The following is a 20,518-nucleotide window of genomic DNA, read 5'->3' as shown; positions in this document are numbered from 1 at the left end:
GTAGGAAAAGTGCCTCAGCATGCCTCCAACACCTCCGCATCAGCTCCCTCTCTTTGTGGGTTGGGGTGAGGCGCCATCACGGCTGATCGAGACACTCTTGACCTGAGCATAAAGCCACTGGCCGGGTCTGATGGCCAAATCATCACGTGCCCAAGGGGTGATGCGTGCCCAGAGAATGTTTTCCCCGACCATCAGCTTCACCTCAACCTGCCCTTCCACCTCCAGACACTCCACCACCTTGGCGGGCAAAATATTGCGGATGCTGCTATTGGTTGGCGGTTGTAACACCAATGAAACGTCGGCGGCGTTAATACGAATACGCATCTGGCTGCCTACCGGCGCTGCAATTCCTCCCACCCACAACCGTTGATCGCCCAGTGCCAACGCGGTCATGGCATAACGCGGGTGGTGCTCAATCACGCTAACGCTCAGCACGCTGCTCTGATCTTCACGCTGTAGCCAAGGCCGCAGCGCGCTGCTGGCCCAGACCTCCTCCAAACCACCAAACGCGCGTACCTGGCCGTGATCCAACACCATCACCTGTTCTGCCAAGCGCAAGATCTCGTCCATGCTATGGCTGACATAGAGGATGGGGATGTTGACGTCCTGCGCCAACCGCTCCAGATACGGCAACAGCTCACGCTTACGTGGCATATCGAGCGAGGCCAGCGGTTCGTCCATCAGCAGCAATTCAGGGGCTGTCAGCAGCGCACGGCCAATCGCAACGCGCTGTTTCTCTCCGCCGGAAAGCGTTAGAGGCAGACGGTTAAGCAACGGTGCTATACCCAACAGCTCGACAATGCTGTCAAACTGGCCGCGCATACCGGCCGCCATACCGTATTGCAGGTTGCCCCGCACGCGGTAATGGGGGAACAGGCGCGCATCCTGGAAAACATAGCCAACCCGGCGTTTTTCCGGTGGCAAGCAGACACCGCTGGCGGTATCCACCAGCGTACGGCCGTTCAGCACGATACGCCCCTGCTGCACCAGCGTCAGACCACCGATGGCGTTAATCAGCGAGGTTTTACCAGCCCCGGACAGGCCGAAGATCGCGGTGATGCCCTGTGCGGGCAGATTTGCCTGCACGTTGAGGTTGAGATCGCCAAGCTGCTGGGAGAAATCCAGTTCTAACATCTATAGGCCCATACGCTTGCGGCCCCAGCGGGCCAGCCATTCGGAAACCATCAGGGCAGCCAGCGCCAGCACGATGGCAATCACGCACAGGCGCGCTGCTGCCGCTTCGGCCCCTGGCGTTTCAATCAGGGTGTACATTGCCAGCGGGATGGTGCGGGTTTCGCCGGGGATGTTGGAAACAAAGGTGATGGTGGCACCAAACTCGCCCAGTGAACGGGCAAAGGCCAGCACCACACCCACGATCACACCGGGTAGCGAAAGCGGTAAGGTAATGGTGAAAAACACCCGCCACGGATTAGCACCCAGGGTACGGGCCGCCAATTCCAACCGGGTATCCACCGCTTCCAGCGACATGCGGATAGCACGCACCATCAGCGGGAAAGCCACCACGGCCGAAGCCAAAGCCGCACCACGCCAGCTGAAACTGAAGCTGAAACCAAACCAGTTATACAGCCATTCGCCGATAAAACCGCGCCGCCCCATGGCGATCAGCAGCAGATAGCCCACCACCACCGGCGGCAGGACTAACGGCAGATGGATAATGCTATCCAGCAACGATTTGCCGGGAAAATTGCAGCGTACCAGGATCCAGGCCAGCAAAATACCCAGCGGCAAACTGCAGACTACCGCCAGGCTGGAGACTTTCAGGCTCAGTTCAACGGCCTGCCACTCATACTCACTTAATATCATTTACGCGGGGTGAATCCATAACGTTCGAAGATAGCCGCGGCTTGCGGACTCTTCAGGTAATCGTAGAAAGCCGTCACGGCTGGCGTCTGGCGATCTTTAACGATCGCCATTGGGTATTCGACCGGTTTGTGGCTGTCTTCCGGGAAGATGGCGATCACTTTAACCTTGTCGCTGGCTACGGCGTCGGAACCGTAAACGATGCCGAGCGGGGCTTCTTCACGCTCAACCATCGCCATGGCGCTACGCACGTTGTTAGCACGCGCCAGCTGAGGTTCCAGCGTGGTCCAGGCCCCCAGATTCTGCAACGCTTCTTTGGCGTAGATGCCCGCAGGCACATGATCCGGATCGCCCACGGACAGGCGGCCGCCGTTGAGTAATTTTGCCCAATCGGTTTGCTGGTTGATAGTGATTTTATCTTGTTTGGCCGATTTGGCGGCGATCAGCACCAGCTCATTGCCCAGCAGGGTATAGCGGGTGTCTTGCACCATCTGCTGCTTATCAATGGCATAATCCATCCATTGCTGATCGGCAGAGATAAACATATCCGCCGGTGCCCCTTGCTCAATCTGGCGTGCCAGCGTAGAAGAGGACGCGAAAGAGGAAACAACTTCAACATCTTTGCCTTTCTGGTATTCAGTGGCGATATCCTGCAACGCGTTGGTCAGCGAGGCCGCGGCAAACACGGTGATTTTCTCCGCCGCAGCAACCTGTGCCACCAGCCCTGAAGCCAATACCACGCCGCCAACCCATTTAATCCATTGCTGTTTCATCGTTTCCTCCGCAAGTTAACCGTTCATCACATCGTTATGTAAAAAATAATATAACGTAGCACGAAAGATTGTCATGCGGTTTATCGGCAAAGCGGGAGATAACTTGAGAAATACCCGCCAAAACGGCTTGGCGGGCATTTGGGATGGGGATTAGCTGCGGTTTTCTTTCGGATGGCCAATTTTGGAGAAGACGTTAAACACTTCACCCAAGCCATAAATCAAGCCCAGGATAATGGCCATTACTACCGGCACCATTACCACGGCAAACAACAGACTGGTCAACAATTCTAACATGGTAGCCTCACTTAACTGCTTTAAACCGCTGCGTAGGCCTCACTGTAAACCAAAACGCAGGCGAAAACGCGGTTATTTTACCGACTGAGGGAAATTTGTAACCGGCTAAACGTGCTCAGTTGGCGCTTTGCTGCAAATCGGCGACAATAACCTGACTTATTGCCTTATTAAGGACTAATCATGCAGGCCGAGATCCTCCTGACCCTAAAGCTTCAAGAGAAGCTGTTCGCCGACCCACGCCGTATCGCGCTACTCAAACAAGTGGTCCATACCGGTTCGATCAGCCAGGGAGCCAAACTGGCGGGGATCAGCTACAAGAGCGCCTGGGATGCCATCAACGAGATGAATCACTTAGCCGAGCAGACGGTAGTCGAACGTGCAACCGGTGGCAAGGGGGGCGGCGGCGCGCAGGTAACCCGCTATGGCCTGCGGCTGATCCAGCTTTACGATCTGCTGGGCCAAATCCAGCAAAAGGCTTTTGACGTGTTGCAGCAGGATGATCTGCCGTTGGACAGCTTGCTGGCCGCCATCGCCCGTTTTTCGTTGCAAACCAGCGCCCGCAACCAGTTTTTCGGCACCGTGATTGAGCGCGATCACCAGCAGGTCCAACAACATATCAGCTTGCGGCTGGCCGATGGCCACACCCGCCTGACCGCCGCCGTCACCCAGCAAAGCGCCGATCGGTTGCAGTTGACGCCGGGCAAAGAGGTATTGGCACTGATTAAGGCCCCGTGGGTGAAGCTGAGTACCGATCCGGCCTCTATGGGCCTGGCCGATAACGCGTTAGCGGGTAGCGTAGCCAGTATTCAGCCTGGTAGCGATCACAGCGAGGTTCTGGTGACGCTCAACGGCGGAGAAACGCTGTGTGCTACCGTCAGCAATCAGGAACTGGCACAGTTGAAACTGAGCGCCGGCTCGGCAGTTCACGCCTTGTTCAACGCCGATCGGGTGATTGTCGCGACGTTGTGTTAAACGCAACGTCACGTTGCAGTATTGCCGATTGACATCTTTTCCGCTTGCTCCTATCTCTATACCCTATGGATTTCAAGCCGCAGCTAGGCGGCAAGCTCGTTCATCCCTAGGAGCTTACTTTTCGTAAGTGACTAGGGTGAACGAGTGCAGATAACAACGCTGCGGCTTGAAAGACGACGGGTATAAATAAAATAATTGCAGAATAGGGAACAGAGGATGCCTTCGTTGCACATTTCGCAAGGTTCATTTCGCTTAAGCGATACCCGCACGCTGGAGCTGGGTCGGCTTGACATACAGTCCGGCGATAGCTGGGCATTCGTCGGGGCTAACGGCAGCGGGAAATCCGCGCTGGCCAGAGCGCTGGCGGGTGAACTGACATTACTGAAAGGCGAACGCCACAGTGATTTTCACCATGTGGTGCGGATTTCGTTTGAACAGTTGCAAAAACTGGTCAGCGATGAATGGCAGCGCAACAATACCGACCTGCTTAGCCAGGACGAAGACGACACCGGTCGCACCACGGCGGAAATCATTCAGGAAGAACTCAACGATCCCGCTCGCTGTGCGCAGTTAGCCGAGCAATTTGGCATCACTCCCCTGCTTACACGCCGTTTCAAATATCTCTCTACCGGTGAGACACGCAAAACCCTGCTGTGCCGCGCCCTGATGGTCCAACCCGATTTGCTGATCCTCGACGAGCCGTTCGACGGGTTGGACGTCAATTCACGTGCTCAGCTCGCTACCCTGCTGGGAGAACTTGCGCAACAGGGCTATACGCTGGTGTTGGTGCTGAACCGCTTTGATGAAATCCCAGGCTTCATTCAGCAGGTTGGCGTGCTGGCCGATTGTACCCTCACCAGTCAAGGGCCACGGGAACAGGTGATGACCGAAGCGCTGGTCGCCCAACTGGCGCACAGTGAAAACCTGAACGGCTTGACGCTGCCGGAAACCGAAGATCCCACCCGGGTCGTCCGGCTCCCGGCCGATCGACCACTGATCGTATTACGTGATGGCGTGGTGAGCTACAACGATCGTCCCATTCTCAATCAGCTCAGTTGGCAAGTTAACCCCGGTGAGCACTGGCAGATCGTCGGCCCGAACGGAGCGGGAAAATCTACCCTGCTCAGCCTGATCACCGGCGATCATCCGCAAGGCTACAGCAACGATCTGACGCTGTTTGGCCGCCGACGAGGCAGCGGCGAAACCATCTGGGATATCAAACGCCATATTGGCTACGTCAGCAGCAGCCTGCATCTCGACTACCGGGTCAGCTCCAGCGTGCGTAACGTGATCCTGTCCGGTTTCTTTGATTCGATCGGTATTTATCAGGCGGTTTCCGATCGCCAACAACAGTTGACCTCGCAATGGCTGGCGCTGCTCGGGCTTGGCGCTATGGGTGATGCCCCCTTCCATAGCCTTTCCTGGGGCCAACAACGTCTGGCGCTGATTGCCCGCGCGTTGGTCAAGCACCCGGCGCTGCTGATCCTCGATGAGCCGTTGCAAGGATTGGATCCGCTTAACCGCCAGTTGGTAAGGCGTTTCGTGGACGTGCTGATCCAACAGGGCTCAACCCAGCTGCTGTTTGTCTCACACCATGCAGAAGACGCGCCGCAATGTATCACCCACCGCTTCTCCTTCATCCCTGAAGGCGATAGCTATCGCTACCAACAAGACGTCCTGGCTTAACCTACCCGGGATGAGAGTCACAACGCTCATCCCGCGACATATCCGGCAACACTTACTCCACAACACATCACATTTGACCTTTTATCATTAAAGGGTAGAGAGACGTTTTTGGAGAGGATATGTCCGCCGCGCTGATTATTATTGACCTGATTGAAGATCTGGCTGGCCCCAAAGGGCGGGCGAATCACTGCCGCGAACAAATCGTAACGCGTGAAGTGATCACGCGCGTCAACGCTGCTGCGGCCTATGCGCGGGTACGTAAAATCCCGGTGATTTGGCTGCGCACCGGTTTTGCCGACGATTACCACGACATTCCCCGGCACTCGCCGCTGTTTATTCAGCTTAAACATATTGGCGCGTTGCGGCTAAGCCACGGAGGATGTCATTGGTTGGCCGGTCTGGAGGTACAAACCGAGGATTTGCGTCTCGAAAAGAAAGGACTCAGCGCTTTTGCCGGTAACAATTTGTTGGCCTGGTTACAGCAGCACCGCTGTCACCACCTGCTGTTGGCTGGCATCAGCACCCCGCTGGCCATTGAGAGCACTGCCCGGCAGGCGCACGATGCAGGATTGCAGGTAACCGTACTACAAGATCTCTGCGCCGCCTCAACGGAAGAGATCCACCAGCAAAGCCTGGAAACCTTGCAAAATCTGGGGGAGGTTATGCGCTCTCAGGCATGGATGAAGGAGTAAGTCATTTCCGCACGATTAACTACTGTCCAGACCTTTGATTTCACCCTGTTGTGCTACTATCCGAATTAGTGCTCGTTTAACCAGACATTAACACGCCGGATTTCCGGCATTGAGCGCCGTGTGTCTATTTTAAGGGATAGCTATTATGTGGGGCGTACTCTCGGCTTCGTTGTTTTTTTTGCCCTTTAACCGGCTGATTGCTGCAGTAGTATTGGCAGCCGCCGCCGCAATGGGGGTTTATCACCATATCCTGACGCCCATCGGCCTGGGTTATCTGGCGATTATCGCTCTCGCTATCTGGCTTCATCAGCACTATCGCCAGCAGCACAGCATCACCCTGGCGCTGGAACTGTTTTTAGTCGCCAACTCAATCGCCCTGTTTTATCACCAGATACCTGGCTTTAATAACCAATTGATGGTCGATCAGGACAAAGTGGGCCCACTGAGCTCGCTGTATTCCATGTATTACAACTTCGATAAAGCGCTGGTGCCTTTCCTGCTGTTAGCCTGTCTGCCAACGCTGTTTAACGCTGGCAAGCCCGACAAACGGGTTGGTGCCAGCGCCTGGGTGCTCCTGTTGCTGGCTATCCCTGCGGTACTGCTGTTAGCGGTGGCACTCGGTGGTCTGAAAGTTGAGTTGCACCTGCCGTCATGGATCCTGGCATTTATCATGGCCAACGTATTTTTTGTTTCGATGGCCGAAGAAGCGCTGTTCCGGGGTTATTTGCAGCAACGTCTGCGCCAGTGGCTGGGTGCCTATCCGGCACTGATTATCACCGCTTTACTGTTTGGGGCCGCCCACTTTGCCGGTGGCATGCTGATGGTGGCGTTTGCCACTCTGGCGGGCGTGATTTATGGCCTGGCCTGGATGTGGAGTGGCCGCTTGTGGGTGCCTATTGGCTTCCACTTTGGCTTTAATCTGGTCCATCTGCTGTTCTTCACCTACCCGGTTTATCAGTATCCATAGTCCTGCTGGCCGGCAGATCCTGCTGCCGGCCCAACTAGGTGTAACCGCTACCACTTTACCAGCCCATCAACCTGATTTATCCCTGCGACAATATAGCCGCAATCAATGTAAGCGATTCCATTTTTCGCGCTAGATCACCTTTTTATCGCCACGAGCATGCTATCTTCTAGCCATTATTTGCCAAAATGCTGATGGTTAAAGTCGCTCAGGCAACAGTGAAAGCGATTACAAATAGCCACACAGTTAGCTGAAGGAAGCGTTATGCCTGATTTTAACCCTATCGATCATCCACATCGCCGTTTTAATCCCCTGACCGGCCAGTGGGTGCTGGTCTCTCCGCACCGGGCCAAACGCCCATGGCAGGGTCAGCAGGAATCCCCCGCACAGGAAAGCCTGCCCTCCCACGATCCTGACTGCTTCCTTTGCCCTGGTAATACGCGCGTTACCGGCGATAAAAACCCTGACTACCCGGGTACCCACGTGTTCACCAATGATTTTGCCGCCCTGATGCAAGATACCCCGCAGGCACCAGAAAGCGACGATCCGCTGATGCGTTGCCAGAGCGCGCGTGGCACCAGCCGGGTGATCTGCTTCTCCCCCGATCACAGTAAAACGCTACCGCAGCTGACGCTACCCGCGCTGGAACAGGTGATCGCCGCCTGGCAGGAACAGACTGCCGATCTTGGGCGCAGCTATCCCTGGGTACAGGTGTTTGAAAATAAAGGGGCCGCAATGGGCTGTTCCAACCCTCACCCGCACGGTCAGGTATGGGCCAACAGCTTTTTGCCGAATGAAGCCGAGCGGGAAGATCGCCTGCAACACGAGTATTTCAGCCAGCATCAATCCGCCATGCTGGTGGACTACGCACAGCGCGAGCAGGCCGACGGTAGCCGGACGGTAGTGGAAACCGAGCACTGGCTGGCGGTCGTCCCTTACTGGGCAGCCTGGCCATTCGAAACGCTGCTGCTGCCAAAAGCGCCGGTGCAACGCCTCACCGATCTCAGCGCAGCGCAAAGCCAGGATCTGGCCATCGCACTGAAGAAATTGACCAGCCGTTACGACAACCTGTTCCAATGCTCTTTCCCTTATTCCATGGGCTGGCACGGCGCCCCCTTCAACCAGGCCGATAACCGCCACTGGCAGTTGCATGCCCACTTCTACCCGCCGCTATTACGCAGTGCCACGGTGCGCAAATTTATGGTGGGCTATGAAATGCTGGCGGAAACCCAGCGCGATCTGACCGCAGAACAAGCCGCTGAACGCCTGCGCGCGGTCAGTGATATCCATTACCGCGAAGCCGGAGTGAACTAATGAGTCTGAAGCAACATACCCAAGCCCTGTTTACCGAACACTTTGGTTATGCGCCTACCCTGACGATCCAGGCCCCGGGCCGGGTCAACCTGATTGGCGAGCACACCGATTACAATGACGGCTTTGTCCTGCCTTGTGCGATTGATTATCAGACCGTGATCAGCGGGGCCCCACGCAGCGATCGCCAGATCCGCGTATTGGCTGCCGATTACGAAAACCAGCAGGATCAGTTTTCACTGGATGAACCGATCGTCAGCCACGCCAGCCTGCGTTGGGCCGATTATGTACGCGGCGTGGTGAAACACTTGCAGACCCGCGATGCTAATTTTGGCGGTGCCGATCTGGTGATCAGTGGCAATGTCCCGCAGGGAGCCGGCCTTAGCTCTTCCGCCTCGCTGGAAGTCGCCGTCGGCCAGGCATTGCAGGCGCTCTACCACTTGCCGTTGGACGGCGTAGCGCTGGCGCTGAATGGTCAGGAAGCGGAAAACCAGTTTGTCGGCTGCAACTGCGGCATTATGGATCAGTTGATTTCTGCGCTGGGCAAGCAAGATCACGCGCTGCTGATCGATTGCCGCTCGCTGGAAACGCGTGCCGTGCCGATGCCAGCCAATATCGCGGTGGTGATCATCAACTCCAACGTCAAACGTGGCCTGGTCGATAGCGAATACAACACCCGCCGCAAACAGTGCGAATCAGCGGCACGCTTCTTCGGCGTCAAGGCGTTGCGGGATGTCAGCCCGGATCTGTTTTTCCCGATCCAGCATGAGCTGGATCCGATCGTTGCCAAACGGGCGCGCCATGTGATCACCGAAAACGATCGCACCCTGGCGGCTGCCGATGCCTTGGCCGCGGGTAACCTGAAACTGATGGGTAAACTGATGGCCGAGTCGCATGCTTCTATGCGTGATGATTTTGAAATTACCGTGCCCCCTATCGATACGCTGGTCGAGATTGTCAAAAACGTCATTGGCGATCGGGGCGGCGTGCGTATGACCGGCGGTGGCTTTGGCGGTTGCATCGTAGCCCTGATGCCGCTGGATCTGGTGGAGCCGGTACGTGCTGCGGTAGCTCAGGAATATCCACGGCTGACCAACGGCCTGCAAGAAACCTTCTATGTCTGTAAAGCCTCACAAGGATCGGGCCTATGTTGAGTGATAACTCCGCCGTTGCTCCAGACGGCCAACCCTTTAATCTCACCACTCTGCGCAATGCTGCGGGAGCGACGCTCACTTTTATGGATTGGGGCGCAACCTGGCTTTCCGCCGTACTGCCACTGAAATCAGGGGAACGGCGTGAGCTGCTGCTGGGGTGTCAAACCCCGCAGGATTACCTGCATCAAGGAGCCTATCTGGGGGCTACCGTCGGGCGCTATGCCAACCGTATTGCGCATGCCAGCCTGCAAATCGACGGCAAACCACGCCCGTTGATCGCCAATCAAGGGGAGCACCAACTACACGGCGGCCCCAACGGCTTCCATGCTCGCCGCTGGCAGATCGTGGAGCAGAGTGAGCAGCAGGTGATTTATCAGCTCCATTCGCCAGATGGCGATCAGGGTTTCCCCGGCAACCTCGATGTGACGCTCACCTACCGCCTCACCGCCGATCACCGGCTGGAAATTGAGTATCAGGCACAGACCGATCGCGCCTGCCCGGTCAACCTGACCAATCATGCCTATTTCAATCTGGATGGCGCAGGCCACGACGCTCGTCAACAGCGCTTACAACTGTTCGCCGACCAGTATCTCCCCGTAGACGGCGACGGTATCCCCAGCGCCGAACTGACCGCGGTAGCAGGTTCCGGGATGGATTTTCGCCAGCCGAAAACCCTGCAACAAGATTTATTGCGCGATCGCGATCAGCAGCGGGTCAAGGGTTACGACCATGCTTACCTGCTGCATGAAACCTGCAACGGCTTGATAAGCCCGGCTGCTCACCTGTGGTCCGCCGACGGCAAGGTCGGGATGACGGTGTATACCACCGCGCCAGCGCTACAGCTGTATAGCGGTAATTTCCTGGGTGGCACGCCTGCACGCGACGGTGGCAGCTACCAAAATTACGCTGGGGTAGCGCTGGAAAGCGAGTTCCTGCCGGACAGCCCAAACCATCCCGAATGGCCACAACCAGACTGTTGGCTACAACCAGGCCAGCAATATCTGAGCGCCACGCATTATCAGCTTATTCCTATGTAAGCCGCCACGCCCCTTATCATGCGGTAAGGGGCGTGATTGTTATAATTGCTTACATTGCGCCCCTCGGTGGTTACCTTTCCTTATTGCCAACCCCGCACTAGAATCAGGCTACCGTGGTATACACAAGTCCGTGTGCGATATCACAATTTTCGGCCTGCGGGCCGTTCAATAGCTGAAGGAACACCTAATGCGTCTGATCACTGCACTTCCATTACTGGCAGGTTTAATGCTGAGCACCAACCTGATGGCTGCCGACACCGCAGCAAAAACGCCTTCTCCGGCGCAGGCTGCACAGCAAAAACGCATGACCGATTGTAATCAGCAGGCTACCACCCAATCGCTGAAAGGTTCTGACCGCACCACCTTTATGAGCACCTGCCTGAAGGCCGAAGGCCACCAAGCCGAGAAAACCCTCACGCCGCAGCAGCAGAAGATGAAAGACTGTAATGCCGACGCCGCCAAAAAGAGCCTGAAAGGTGACGAGCGTAAAACCTTTATGAGTAGCTGCCTGAAAAAAGCTGCCTGATCGCCTTAACGCTACGGCGCGAATGACTCGCTCTCATTCGCGCCCAACTGCCAGCCTGAACGATTCAGCTCTTTCCTTCGCTCCCTCTTACCTTGCGCTAAAAAATTGGCTATGGTTAACACCATACCCAGCAACGCTAAGGGTCATGCAGTCCTGTTCAGGTATGCAAGCGAGCAAGGTTATTCACGGGTATATTGATTGCCGTGATCAAGGCCGCAGATTATAATGATATTCGTTATCATTAAACCGTCAGATTATTAAGGAGTTAAGCTATGGCTGTAACTAAGCTGGTTCTGGTGCGCCACGGCGAAAGCCAGTGGAACAACGAAAACCGCTTCACCGGTTGGTACGATGTCGATCTGTCCGACAAAGGCCGCACCGAAGCAAAAGCCGCGGGCAAATTGTTGAAAGACGAAGGTTTCTCTTTCGACTTCGCTTATACCTCCGTACTGAAGCGTGCCATCCACACCCTATGGAATATTCTGGATGAGTTGGATCAAGCCTGGCTGCCGACCGAAAAGTCCTGGAAGCTGAACGAACGCCATTACGGCGCGCTGCAGGGTCTGAACAAGGCTGAAACCGCAGAAAAATACGGTGACGAGCAGGTCAAGCAATGGCGTCGCGGCTTTGCGGTAACGCCACCGGAGTTGACCAAAGAAGATGAGCGCTACCCTGGCCACGATCCGCGTTACTCAGCGCTGAGCGAAAAAGAGCTGCCGCTGACCGAAAGCCTGGCACTGACCATCGATCGCGTTATCCCTTACTGGGACGAAGAGATCCTGCCACGCATCAAGAGCGGTGAGCGCGTGATCGTCGCGGCTCACGGTAACTCCCTGCGAGCGCTGGTGAAATATCTGGATAACCTGAGCGAAGACGAGATCCTCGAACTGAACATCCCAACCGGCGTGCCGTTGGTGTATGAGTTCGACGAGAACTTCAAGCCAATCAAACGTTACTACCTGGGTAATGCCGATGAGATCGCGGCCAAGGCTGCGGCAGTCGCCAACCAGGGTAAAGCGAAGTAATTTTCGTTGCTGAAAACAACAAGGGGCGCTGCATGCGCCCGTCTTGCGATGTTATCAATCTGAAAGCCCCTGGCATTGCGCCGGGGGCTTTTTTATTACTCTTTGCTTCGGGCAGCTTCAATAGCCTGCAAACGCGCCTGCATCTCTGGGTGGGTGCTTAACCATTCCGGCATCTCAGGTGCCACGGTTGAGGTGCTGGCCGCCTGTTGCAATGCACGATAGGTATTTTCCATCGCCAATAGCGAACGCCCTTGGCGCTGCATTTCTGCAATTGCCCAGTCGTCCGCCTCGCGCTCCACGCTGCGGGAGAACTGCATTTCATGCACAAATGAGGCCGATTGCAACAAGGTGTCGCCGATGCCGCTCACGTCGCCGGTCATCCACATAAACGTCAACGCTACCAGGGATGAACGTACCACCATGCGCATGGGATGACGGTAAGCATGATGCCCCATTTCATGCAGCATCACTGCTGCCAGGCCATCGTCATGGGTCGCAAGCTTGACCAGATCGTCGGTGATCACCAGAGTACCGTCGGTTAACATAAACGCATTAGCCACATCTGGCACCGCCAGCAGTTTCAATTTGAGCGGCGTACGTTCGTGCCGCATCTGCTCCGGCATCACCTGTTGGAACAGCTTCTCTACCGCTTGCTGTTTCTCGGCAGGCAGTTGCGACGGTTCGAAGCCACCTTTCTGCAGTAAATCTAGCGTATGTTTACCCAGCCTTTGCTCAGCGGCGGTAGGAATACGCTCTGCAATTACGCTGCTTGCCCAGGGAAGCCCCACATAAACATAGGCCAACGTGAGCAAAATGGTCAGCAGCAGCGCCAGTATTACGCCGCGTTTATGGCGTTCTAGTCGGTGAACCAATCCCGGTGAACGGCGTTGATAAAACCACTGGCGAAACGGTGCATCGTCGGCAGGCACAAAACGGCTACCATCGGGGAAGGTCAGGGTCAGCGGAATGCGGCCCAATGAATCGGAAACGGTAATCTGCGGCAGAGAGAAATAGCGATGCTCACCGTCATATTGCAGCGTTATCCCATCGCCCATCTCGTTTAATAACAGCCGAGCCACCTGTTGGGCGGCCCGGCCAGGGCACTGGTAGTGTCCTTCAAGGATCATCAGTCTTTACTCAAAAACTGGTGCCCAGGTCTAGCGCCTGCACGGCCTCTTCGGCGATTGCGTTGTTAGCCGTATCATGGTGAGCCTGTACGGTCAGCAGCGACAGATCGCCTTCAACCTGCGTGGACTGTGCCATATAACGCGCATGACGTACATGCGCCACTGGTGCCGCAAGGCCCAGAGAGAACACGGTGATCAGGCTGTTGGTGATCAACAACATCATATAAGGCAACGTCTGCATGGTAGAACGCAGTTTAACTTCACCTTGCAAGGTGGTTTGGTTAAAGATGTAATTACGCTGTGCCACCACCATATAGCTGCTGGACACCATCAGGCCGATCAGCAGCACTAACATCATCATAAACAGGCTACCGATATGACTGACCATCAGGCCTTGCATTGCAGCATCGGACATTCCGCCAAACAGCGCCATCTGGAATAGTGTGGCAAAGAACGAGCCAACCAGTACCAAAGCGATAGCCAGGAATGGTAAGAAGATCAGCAGACTGAACAGTGCGATCTTAATAAACTCGGCTTTCTTGAATTGGGCAACAAAGGGTGAATTGCCAAAACGCAGGTTGTTCACATACAGATCGTATTGCAGAGTCGCCAGGATACCATTGATTGCGGCCAACATTGGTACAAACAGGATGACCGTAATCACAGCCAACACAATCATCGCCGTTGGGCTACCCAGATTGCTGCCAATCAGACCTAATACGATCATAACGACATACAAACCAATCACTAACAGCAGTGGGCAGAACAGTAATACCCAGTATGCGCGTCCGGTTTGGCACAGGTAATTGAAGCGAACGCCACGATAGCTGGACATAATGGCGTTATAACGCCAACTGCGGATAATAATCCAAGGGATCAACGCAAAAAAGGCCAGCATAGCGACCATGCCAAGCAATGGGTTGATAAACAAGAGAATATAAAACAGGATCACGCCACCGATCACCAGCAGACGGCCCTTGAGAATTTGCATTGGCTGCGCGTGATAATCAAAGCGGTCGCCATTCAATTCGGTATTACCATAAAAATAACGACGACGGCGCACCGTTGCCCAGGCAGAGTATATACCTAAGGTAATAGCCGTCAGTAAGATATTGACCAACCAGATAGCGAAATATTCGCCACCCGTCCCGCGAAAATGCATTTGATGCTGAGTATTATTGTTAGAACTGTTATTTTCCATTAACTCTTCGTCCTGAAGTAAAATCATTCACTACCATCCCTTATTTTAAACAAGGGTATTAGGTTTGCAAAAAAATCACGCCATGATAGTCATACGGCGCAACGATCGCAAATAGTGTTTTTACTCAAAACCTCAATAGACAACTTAATGAGATTATGCTGAGAAAATGCCTCCGGCTGATTGAACCGCCTTTAAGGCATTTGGATAATAATGGGGATAACCTTAAAGATGATATTATTAGCCCCGTACGTATTGTATGGGGCTGTCAGCAGAGCTTACTAGCGGCTACGGCGCGCCTTCACCGCCGACGCCAGTTCGCGCAGTACGGTTTCGGTATCTTCCCAGCCAATACAGGCGTCGGTGACGCTTTTGCCATAAACCAGCGGCTCGCCACTTTCCAGGTTCTGATTGCCCTCTACCAGATGGCTTTCGATCATCACCCCAATAATGGCTTTCTCACCACCACGCAGTTGCTGGCAAACATCTGCGTTCACTTCCAACTGCTTTTTAAACTGCTTGCTGCTGTTGGCGTGGCTGAAGTCTATCATCACCTGAGCAGGCAGACCCGCTTTGGCCAGCCCCTCTTTAACTTCTTTCACGTGGGCCGCGCTGTAGTTAGGCTCTTTGCCGCCGCGCAGAATAATGTGGCAGTCACCATTACCGCTGGTGTTAACAATCGCAGAATGCCCCCATTTGGTGACAGACAGGAAGCAGTGCGGTGCGCCAGCGGCGTTGATAGCATCGATCGCTACCTTGATAGTGCCGTCGGTACCGTTTTTGAAGCCGACCGGGCAAGACAGGCCAGAGGCCAGTTCGCGGTGCACCTGGGATTCCGTGGTACGTGCGCCAATCGCTCCCCAGCTCATCAAATCCGCCAGGTATTGCGGGGTGATCATATCCAGGAACTCACCCGCTGCAGGTAGGCCGCTGTCGTTAATATCCAACAGCAGTTTACGTGCCAGGCGCAGGCCTTCATTAATCTGGAAGCTGTTATCCATCTGTGGATCGTTGATCAGCCCTTTCCAGCCCACCGTGGTACGCGGCTTTTCGAAATAGACGCGCATGACCACTTCCAGCTCACCGTTAAGTTCCTGGCGCAGGCTCATCAGGCGCGCGGCATACTCTTTCGCAGCTTTGGTATCGTGAATAGAGCAAGGCCCGATCACCACCAACAGGCGATCGTCATTGCCCCGCAGGATGTTGTGGATCGATTGGCGGGCCTGTGACACCGTCTCAGCTGCCTGAACCGAAGCCGGAAACTTTTCCAACAGGGCCACCGGTGGCAGGAGCTCCTTGATTTCTTTAATGCGTAAGTCGTCGTTTTGGTAATTCATCACTTTTCCATTCGGTATCGGGTGTATCGCTCAGCGCGTAGGGTAGATTTTACCAATCTAGCCTGTGAGGCTGGCGCTGTAAATCACCTTTAACCCTCGTCATCGCTGCTGGCATATATTCAGCTCCTCGCCAAGGCGGCCTATAATGAACTAAGTCACGGCCAAACTTATGTTTTGCCAGCCAACAATTTTTGCAAAAGGAACAGTTAATGTCTGGAGCTTCTCATGCCCATCAGCCTAAAGACGGCAACAGTAAGCGCCTACTAGCCGCATTTTTAGTCACCGTGGTCTTCATGATCGTCGAGGTCGTTGGCGGTTTGCTTTCCGGTTCGCTGGCGCTGCTGGCAGATGCCGGGCATATGCTGACGGATGCCGCAGCATTACTTGTTGCCCTGATGGCGGTGCACTTCTCGCAGCGTAAACCTAATGCCCGCCATACTTTTGGCTATTTGCGCCTGACCACCCTGGCCGCCTTTGTCAATGCCGCCGCTTTATTGCTGATCGTCATATTCATCCTCTGGGAGGCCGTACGGCGCTTCTTCGATCCACAGCCTGTGATGGGTACCCCAATGCTGGCGATCGCCGTAGCGGGCCTGCTGGCTAACCTGTTCGCCTTCTGGCTGCTGCACCGTGGCAGTGAAGAGAAAAATATCAACGTGCGGGCCGCCGCCCTGCATGTGCTTGGCGATCTGCTCGGTTCGGTAGGGGCGATTGCGGCAGCCATCGTCATTCTTACTACCGGCTGGACTCCCATCGATCCGATACTCTCGGTGCTGGTTTCCTGTCTGGTGCTGCGCAGCGCCTGGCGTCTGCTTAAGGAGAGTTTTCATGAACTGCTGGAAGGGACACCGCAGGAGGTGGATATCAACAAGCTGCAAAAGGAACTGTGCCTGAATATTGCAGAAGTGCGCAATATCCATCATGTGCATGTCTGGCAGGTTGGTGAACAAAAGCTGATGACGCTGCATGCCCAGGTGATCCCCCCCCACGATCATGACGGGCTGTTACGCCGTATCCAGGCTTATTTGCTGGAGCATTACCAAATTGGCCATGCGACGATCCAGATGGAATATCAGCATTGTGATACTCCAGATTGTGGCATTGCGAGTGACCACTCACACTCTGGCCATCTGGGGCATCATCATTAACACCCCTAACCCTTTCCCACAGGGAGAGGGAACCGAACGTGCCACAACTCGGCTGCGACAATTAGCCTTCCACATCGCCCGGTTACAGATTATCTTCTTACCTGCAAACAATACCGCAACAGCTCCCTCTCCCAGTGGGAGAGGGTTGAGGTGAGGGGCTAAGGTGCAGAAGAAAGCGGCTGGGAGTGATTCTTTGCGGCACTGCGTATCCAGAGCCAAGAGCCATTAAGCGCAATCAGTGTCAAAATGACGTATTCCAGCGCCATGGCATACACGCCCTGGTAAGCAAAAATTGCCACGCTGATCACGTCAATCACCACCCACAGCAGCCAGTTTTCAACGTACTTGCGCGTCATCAGGATCATCGCAACGATGGACAGTACCATCATGGCGGAATCCCAGAACGGGAACGCGTCTGGCTGCAACTCTGGCATCTGCACGTTCAGACCCAATCCCTGCATTACCGCCACCGCAATTTGCGTCAGGTAAGCGAATACCCGGTCGATATTAAACGTCATCAACGCAATACCGATCACGCACACGGCTCCCCATGCCAATGCCTTAGGCAACGGCAACCAGCGGATCTTCAGTTCGGCCTGATTATCCTGCGTCTGGCGGCTCCAGGCGTACCAGCCGTAAATATTGGCCACGAAGAAAAACAGCTGTAACAATAGGCTGGCATAAAGCTGGATCTGAAAGAAGATCACCGCAAACAGCGTAACGTTGATCAGGCCAAACAGATAGTTGATGATTTTCTCTTTGCTGGCAAACCAGATGCACAGCAAACCAAACAGCGTGCCGATAGCCTCAATCCACGACAGGTCATAACCCCCTGCACCAATCGGAATATGAACCAGGATATTACTCGTGCTGAAAAAGCTCATTTTACCACCCTTATAAAACGCTAAGCCCACATTCAGGCGTTGCCTTTAACCTGCATTTTCAACTGTGCTGCAAAATCCAGCATGCGGTTGAGCGGAATGAGCGCCTTGTCACGCAGCGCGCCATCAACAAAAATTTCATGCTGCGAGCCGCCTTGCTCCAGCCCTTCGGCAATAGCCTTCAGGCCGTTCATTGCCATCCACGGGCAGTGGGCACAGCTGCGACAGGTTGCCCCCTCTCCGGCCGTAGGCGCTTCAAACAGTTCTTTATCCGGACAGGCTTGCTGCATCTTGTAGAAGATACCGCGATCGGTAGCCACGATCAGTTGCTGGTTGGGCAACGTTATCGCCGCCTGGATCAGTTGGCTGGTCGAACCGACGGCATCGGCCAGATCGACGATCGCCTGTGGTGACTCTGGATGCACCAGTATCGCAGCTTCGGGGTATAGGGCTTTCATGCGTATTAACGCCTGGGTTTTAAACTCGTCATGGACGATACAGGCCCCCTGCCAGCATAATACGTCTGCTCCGGTCTGCTTTTGCACATAGTTGCCCAGATGACGATCCGGTGCCCAGATGATTTTCTCCCCCAGGCTGTCGAGATGTTCAATCAGCTCAACGGCAATGCTGGAAGTCACCACCCAATCGGCACGCGCTTTGACCGCGGCGGAAGTATTAGCGTAAACCACTACCGTCCGATCTGGGTGGCTGTCACAGAACGCAGCGAACTCCGCTTCGGGACACCCCAGATCCAGCGAACACTCGGCATTCAGCGTTGGCATCAGCACCTGTTTTTCCGGGCTGAGGATTTTGGCTGTCTCCCCCATAAAACGCACGCCAGCAACCAGCAACGTGGACGCAGGATGTTGGCTGCCGAAACGCGCCATTTCCAGCGAGTCGGCCACGCAACCGCCGGTCTCTTCGGCCAGCGCCTGGATCTCCGGGTCGGTGTAGTAATGGGCGACCATCACTGCATCACGCTGCTTGAGCAAGGTTTTGATCTTCTGCCGATAAAAAGCCTTTTCGGCAACGTCTAACGGCACCGGTTTCGGCGGAAATGGGTATATCGCCGCATTGACATCAAACATTTCACTCATCGCAGTCATCTCTATGCTAGGGTGTGGGCCTGCTTTTTTGGCTGTACTTTGCCGCTTGCCGAACCGCCTCGTTTTATATACTAAACAAAATACCTAAAATTCACTCAGATGTCGCTTAACATTTGTTGTTTTGACTTTATTTGTTTATTGGATTGAAAATTCCGGATCAAAAAAGGGAGAGACGGCGGACATTTCCCAGGCTTCATGCGTAGGGGCGCTGCATGCTGTGCCCGTCTGACGGATGAGCTAGCAAGAACAAGCGTTGAGGAATTCAAAGACAAAGTTAGGTGGGCGTATAGTCCAAGGAGCGGTGGGTCTGGCAGGAGGACCGGCTGCCGCCGTTGTCTCGCAAGCGAGACTCGAACCTGAACGCAGGATCTCACCCGCACGACTGGTGCAATATGTAATTTTATTGCTGGGATTTTATTACTTAGGATTCTTTAAGATGGTGGGTCTGGCAGGATGACCGGCTGTCGCCGTTGTCTCGCAAGCGAGACTCGAACCTGAACGCAGGATCTCACCCGCACGACTGGTGCGATATGTAATTTTATTGCTGGGATTTTATTGCTTAGGATTCTTTAAGATGGTGGGTCTGGCAGGATGACCGGCTGTCGCCGTTGTCTCGCAAGCGAGACTCGAACCTGAACGCAGGATCTCACCCGCACGACTGGTGCAATATGATGTGCTGGTATTTGGATTTTATATTGGGGAATTCTTTAAGATGGTGGGTCTGGCAGGATGACCGGCTGTCGCCGTTGTCTCGCAAGCGAGACTCGAACCTGAGCGCAGGATCTCACCCGCACGACTGGTGCAATATGATGTGCTGGAGTTTAGAATTTAGTACTGAGGGATATTTAAGATGGTGGGTCGTGCAGGATTCGAACCTGCGACCAATTGATTAAAAGTCAACTGCTCTACCAACTGAGCTAACGACCCACTGATGTGGTTTACTGCTTAACCGCGTTAGCAACGAGAGACTCTCGACTGCATTTCTTTACCAATTCGTTAAGAATTGGTGGGTCGTGCAGGATTAGCGGCCTTGCCGTGGTCTCCCTACGGTCGGCTCGAACCTTTGACGGTTCTCATCCTTTACGATTCCACACTATACCAACTCTTCAAGAATTGGTGGGTCGTGCAGGATTCGAACCTGCGACCAATTGATTAAAAGTCAACTGCTCTACCAACTGAGCTAACGACCCACTGACGTGGTTTACTGCCGTATCTTAAAATGGTGGGTCTGGCAGGATTAACGGCTGTGCCGTTGTCTCGCGGCGCTCGGCTCGAACCTCTTACGGTTCTCATCCTCACGATTTGACTCACTGGTAAATCTTAAAAATGGTGGGTCGTGCAGGATTAGCGGCCTTGCCGTGGTCTCCCTACGGTCGGCTCGAACCTTTGACGGTTCTCATCCTTTACGATTCCACACTATACCAACTCTTCGAAAATTGGTGGGTCGTGCAGGATTCGAACCTGCG

General features: G+C 54.6%; 19 protein-coding genes and 2 tRNA genes. 10 read left to right on the top strand and 11 right to left on the bottom strand.

Annotated elements, in window-relative coordinates:
• Positions 1-39 precede the first annotated feature (39 nt).
• The 4 genes from modC to ACRDCA_RS05615 form a co-directional block, all read right to left on the bottom strand.
• Entirely contained in the window at positions 40-1,134 is a 1,095-nt protein-coding gene (modC, locus tag ACRDCA_RS05630; RefSeq protein WP_438688648.1) for a molybdenum ABC transporter ATP-binding protein ModC, read from the bottom strand.
• Positions 1,135-1,824: a molybdate ABC transporter permease subunit gene (gene modB / locus ACRDCA_RS05625; RefSeq protein ID WP_438688647.1), complete on the bottom strand. Its 690-nt coding sequence runs from the start codon at positions 1,822-1,824 to the stop codon at positions 1,135-1,137.
• The gene (gene modA, locus ACRDCA_RS05620) at positions 1,821-2,594 is read right to left on the bottom strand and encodes a molybdate ABC transporter substrate-binding protein (protein ID WP_438688646.1); all 774 of its coding nucleotides are present in this window, start codon (positions 2,592-2,594) and stop codon (positions 1,821-1,823) included. Before modA ends, modB begins: the two co-directional genes overlap by 4 nt.
• Before the next feature lie 150 nt (positions 2,595-2,744).
• The gene (locus ACRDCA_RS05615) at positions 2,745-2,888 is read right to left on the bottom strand and encodes an AcrZ family multidrug efflux pump-associated protein (protein WP_438688645.1); all 144 of its coding nucleotides are present in this window, start codon (positions 2,886-2,888) and stop codon (positions 2,745-2,747) included.
• Positions 2,889-3,068: 180 nt separating this feature from the next.
• Between ACRDCA_RS05615 and modE the strand changes: the two genes are divergently transcribed.
• From modE to gpmA, 9 genes are all read left to right on the top strand, one after another.
• Positions 3,069-3,860 carry a molybdenum-dependent transcriptional regulator gene (modE, locus tag ACRDCA_RS05610; RefSeq protein ID WP_438688644.1) on the top strand — a complete coding sequence of 264 codons (792 nt, stop codon included), beginning with the start codon at positions 3,069-3,071 and terminating at the stop codon, positions 3,858-3,860.
• Between the two features lie 216 nt (positions 3,861-4,076).
• A complete protein-coding gene (gene modF, locus ACRDCA_RS05605; RefSeq protein ID WP_438688643.1) occupies positions 4,077-5,546 on the top strand; it encodes a molybdate ABC transporter ATP-binding protein ModF in 1,470 nt (489 codons plus the stop codon).
• Positions 5,547-5,665: 119 nt separating this feature from the next.
• A complete protein-coding gene (locus tag ACRDCA_RS05600; protein ID WP_438688642.1) occupies positions 5,666-6,238 on the top strand; it encodes a cysteine hydrolase family protein in 573 nt (190 codons plus the stop codon).
• Positions 6,239-6,383: 145 nt separating this feature from the next.
• Positions 6,384-7,205 carry a lysostaphin resistance A-like protein gene (locus ACRDCA_RS05595; RefSeq protein ID WP_438688641.1) on the top strand — a complete coding sequence of 274 codons (822 nt, stop codon included), beginning with the start codon at positions 6,384-6,386 and terminating at the stop codon, positions 7,203-7,205.
• A 261-nt stretch (positions 7,206-7,466) separates the two neighbouring features.
• Positions 7,467-8,516 (top strand): galactose-1-phosphate uridylyltransferase, encoded by a 1,050-nt coding sequence (gene galT / locus ACRDCA_RS05590; RefSeq protein ID WP_438688640.1) that lies wholly within the window; start codon positions 7,467-7,469, stop codon positions 8,514-8,516.
• Positions 8,516-9,667 (top strand): galactokinase, encoded by a 1,152-nt coding sequence (gene galK, locus ACRDCA_RS05585; protein ID WP_438688639.1) that lies wholly within the window; start codon positions 8,516-8,518, stop codon positions 9,665-9,667. The genes galT and galK overlap by 1 nt, the downstream gene beginning before the upstream one ends.
• Positions 9,661-10,704 carry a galactose-1-epimerase gene (gene galM / locus ACRDCA_RS05580; RefSeq protein ID WP_438688638.1) on the top strand — a complete coding sequence of 348 codons (1,044 nt, stop codon included), beginning with the start codon at positions 9,661-9,663 and terminating at the stop codon, positions 10,702-10,704. Before galK ends, galM begins: the two co-directional genes overlap by 7 nt.
• A 187-nt stretch (positions 10,705-10,891) precedes the next feature.
• A complete protein-coding gene (locus ACRDCA_RS05575; protein ID WP_438688637.1) occupies positions 10,892-11,230 on the top strand; it encodes a PsiF family protein in 339 nt (112 codons plus the stop codon).
• A gap of 272 nt (positions 11,231-11,502) precedes the next feature.
• Positions 11,503-12,255 carry a 2,3-diphosphoglycerate-dependent phosphoglycerate mutase gene (gpmA, locus tag ACRDCA_RS05570; protein WP_021180326.1) on the top strand — a complete coding sequence of 251 codons (753 nt, stop codon included), beginning with the start codon at positions 11,503-11,505 and terminating at the stop codon, positions 12,253-12,255.
• Positions 12,256-12,350: 95 nt separating this feature from the next.
• Here the strand turns inward: gpmA and ACRDCA_RS05565 are convergent, their stop codons facing one another.
• The 3 genes from ACRDCA_RS05565 to aroG form a co-directional block, all read right to left on the bottom strand.
• On the bottom strand, positions 12,351-13,382 hold the full coding sequence (locus tag ACRDCA_RS05565) for a M48 family metallopeptidase (RefSeq protein WP_438688636.1): 1,032 nt from the start codon (positions 13,380-13,382) through the stop codon (positions 12,351-12,353).
• A 10-nt stretch (positions 13,383-13,392) separates the two neighbouring features.
• Positions 13,393-14,583: a YjgN family protein gene (locus ACRDCA_RS05560; RefSeq protein ID WP_438688721.1), complete on the bottom strand. Its 1,191-nt coding sequence runs from the start codon at positions 14,581-14,583 to the stop codon at positions 13,393-13,395.
• 278 nt (positions 14,584-14,861) lie between these two features.
• Positions 14,862-15,917: a 3-deoxy-7-phosphoheptulonate synthase AroG gene (gene aroG / locus ACRDCA_RS05555; protein WP_438688635.1), complete on the bottom strand. Its 1,056-nt coding sequence runs from the start codon at positions 15,915-15,917 to the stop codon at positions 14,862-14,864.
• Positions 15,918-16,126: 209 nt separating this feature from the next.
• Between aroG and zitB the strand changes: the two genes are divergently transcribed.
• On the top strand, positions 16,127-17,065 hold the full coding sequence (zitB, locus tag ACRDCA_RS05550) for a CDF family zinc transporter ZitB (protein WP_438688634.1): 939 nt from the start codon (positions 16,127-16,129) through the stop codon (positions 17,063-17,065).
• 158 nt (positions 17,066-17,223) lie between these two features.
• Here the strand turns inward: zitB and pnuC are convergent, their stop codons facing one another.
• The 4 genes from pnuC to ACRDCA_RS05530 form a co-directional block, all read right to left on the bottom strand.
• A complete protein-coding gene (gene pnuC, locus ACRDCA_RS05545) occupies positions 17,224-17,949 on the bottom strand; it encodes a nicotinamide riboside transporter PnuC (protein ID WP_438688633.1) in 726 nt (241 codons plus the stop codon).
• Positions 17,950-17,981: 32 nt separating this feature from the next.
• The gene (gene nadA, locus ACRDCA_RS05540; RefSeq protein ID WP_438688632.1) at positions 17,982-19,043 is read right to left on the bottom strand and encodes a quinolinate synthase NadA; all 1,062 of its coding nucleotides are present in this window, start codon (positions 19,041-19,043) and stop codon (positions 17,982-17,984) included.
• Positions 19,044-19,903: 860 nt separating this feature from the next.
• Positions 19,904-19,979, bottom strand: a tRNA-Lys gene (locus tag ACRDCA_RS05535).
• Between the two features lie 187 nt (positions 19,980-20,166).
• A tRNA-Lys gene (locus ACRDCA_RS05530) sits at positions 20,167-20,242 on the bottom strand.
• Positions 20,243-20,518 lie beyond the last annotated feature (276 nt).

This window comes from Serratia sp. (in: enterobacteria) (genome assembly GCF_051654945.1).
GTDB lineage: Bacteria > Pseudomonadota > Gammaproteobacteria > Enterobacterales > Enterobacteriaceae > Chania.
Note: the sequence above shows the minus strand (reverse complement) of the source record. Positions and strands in the feature narration are given on the sequence as shown.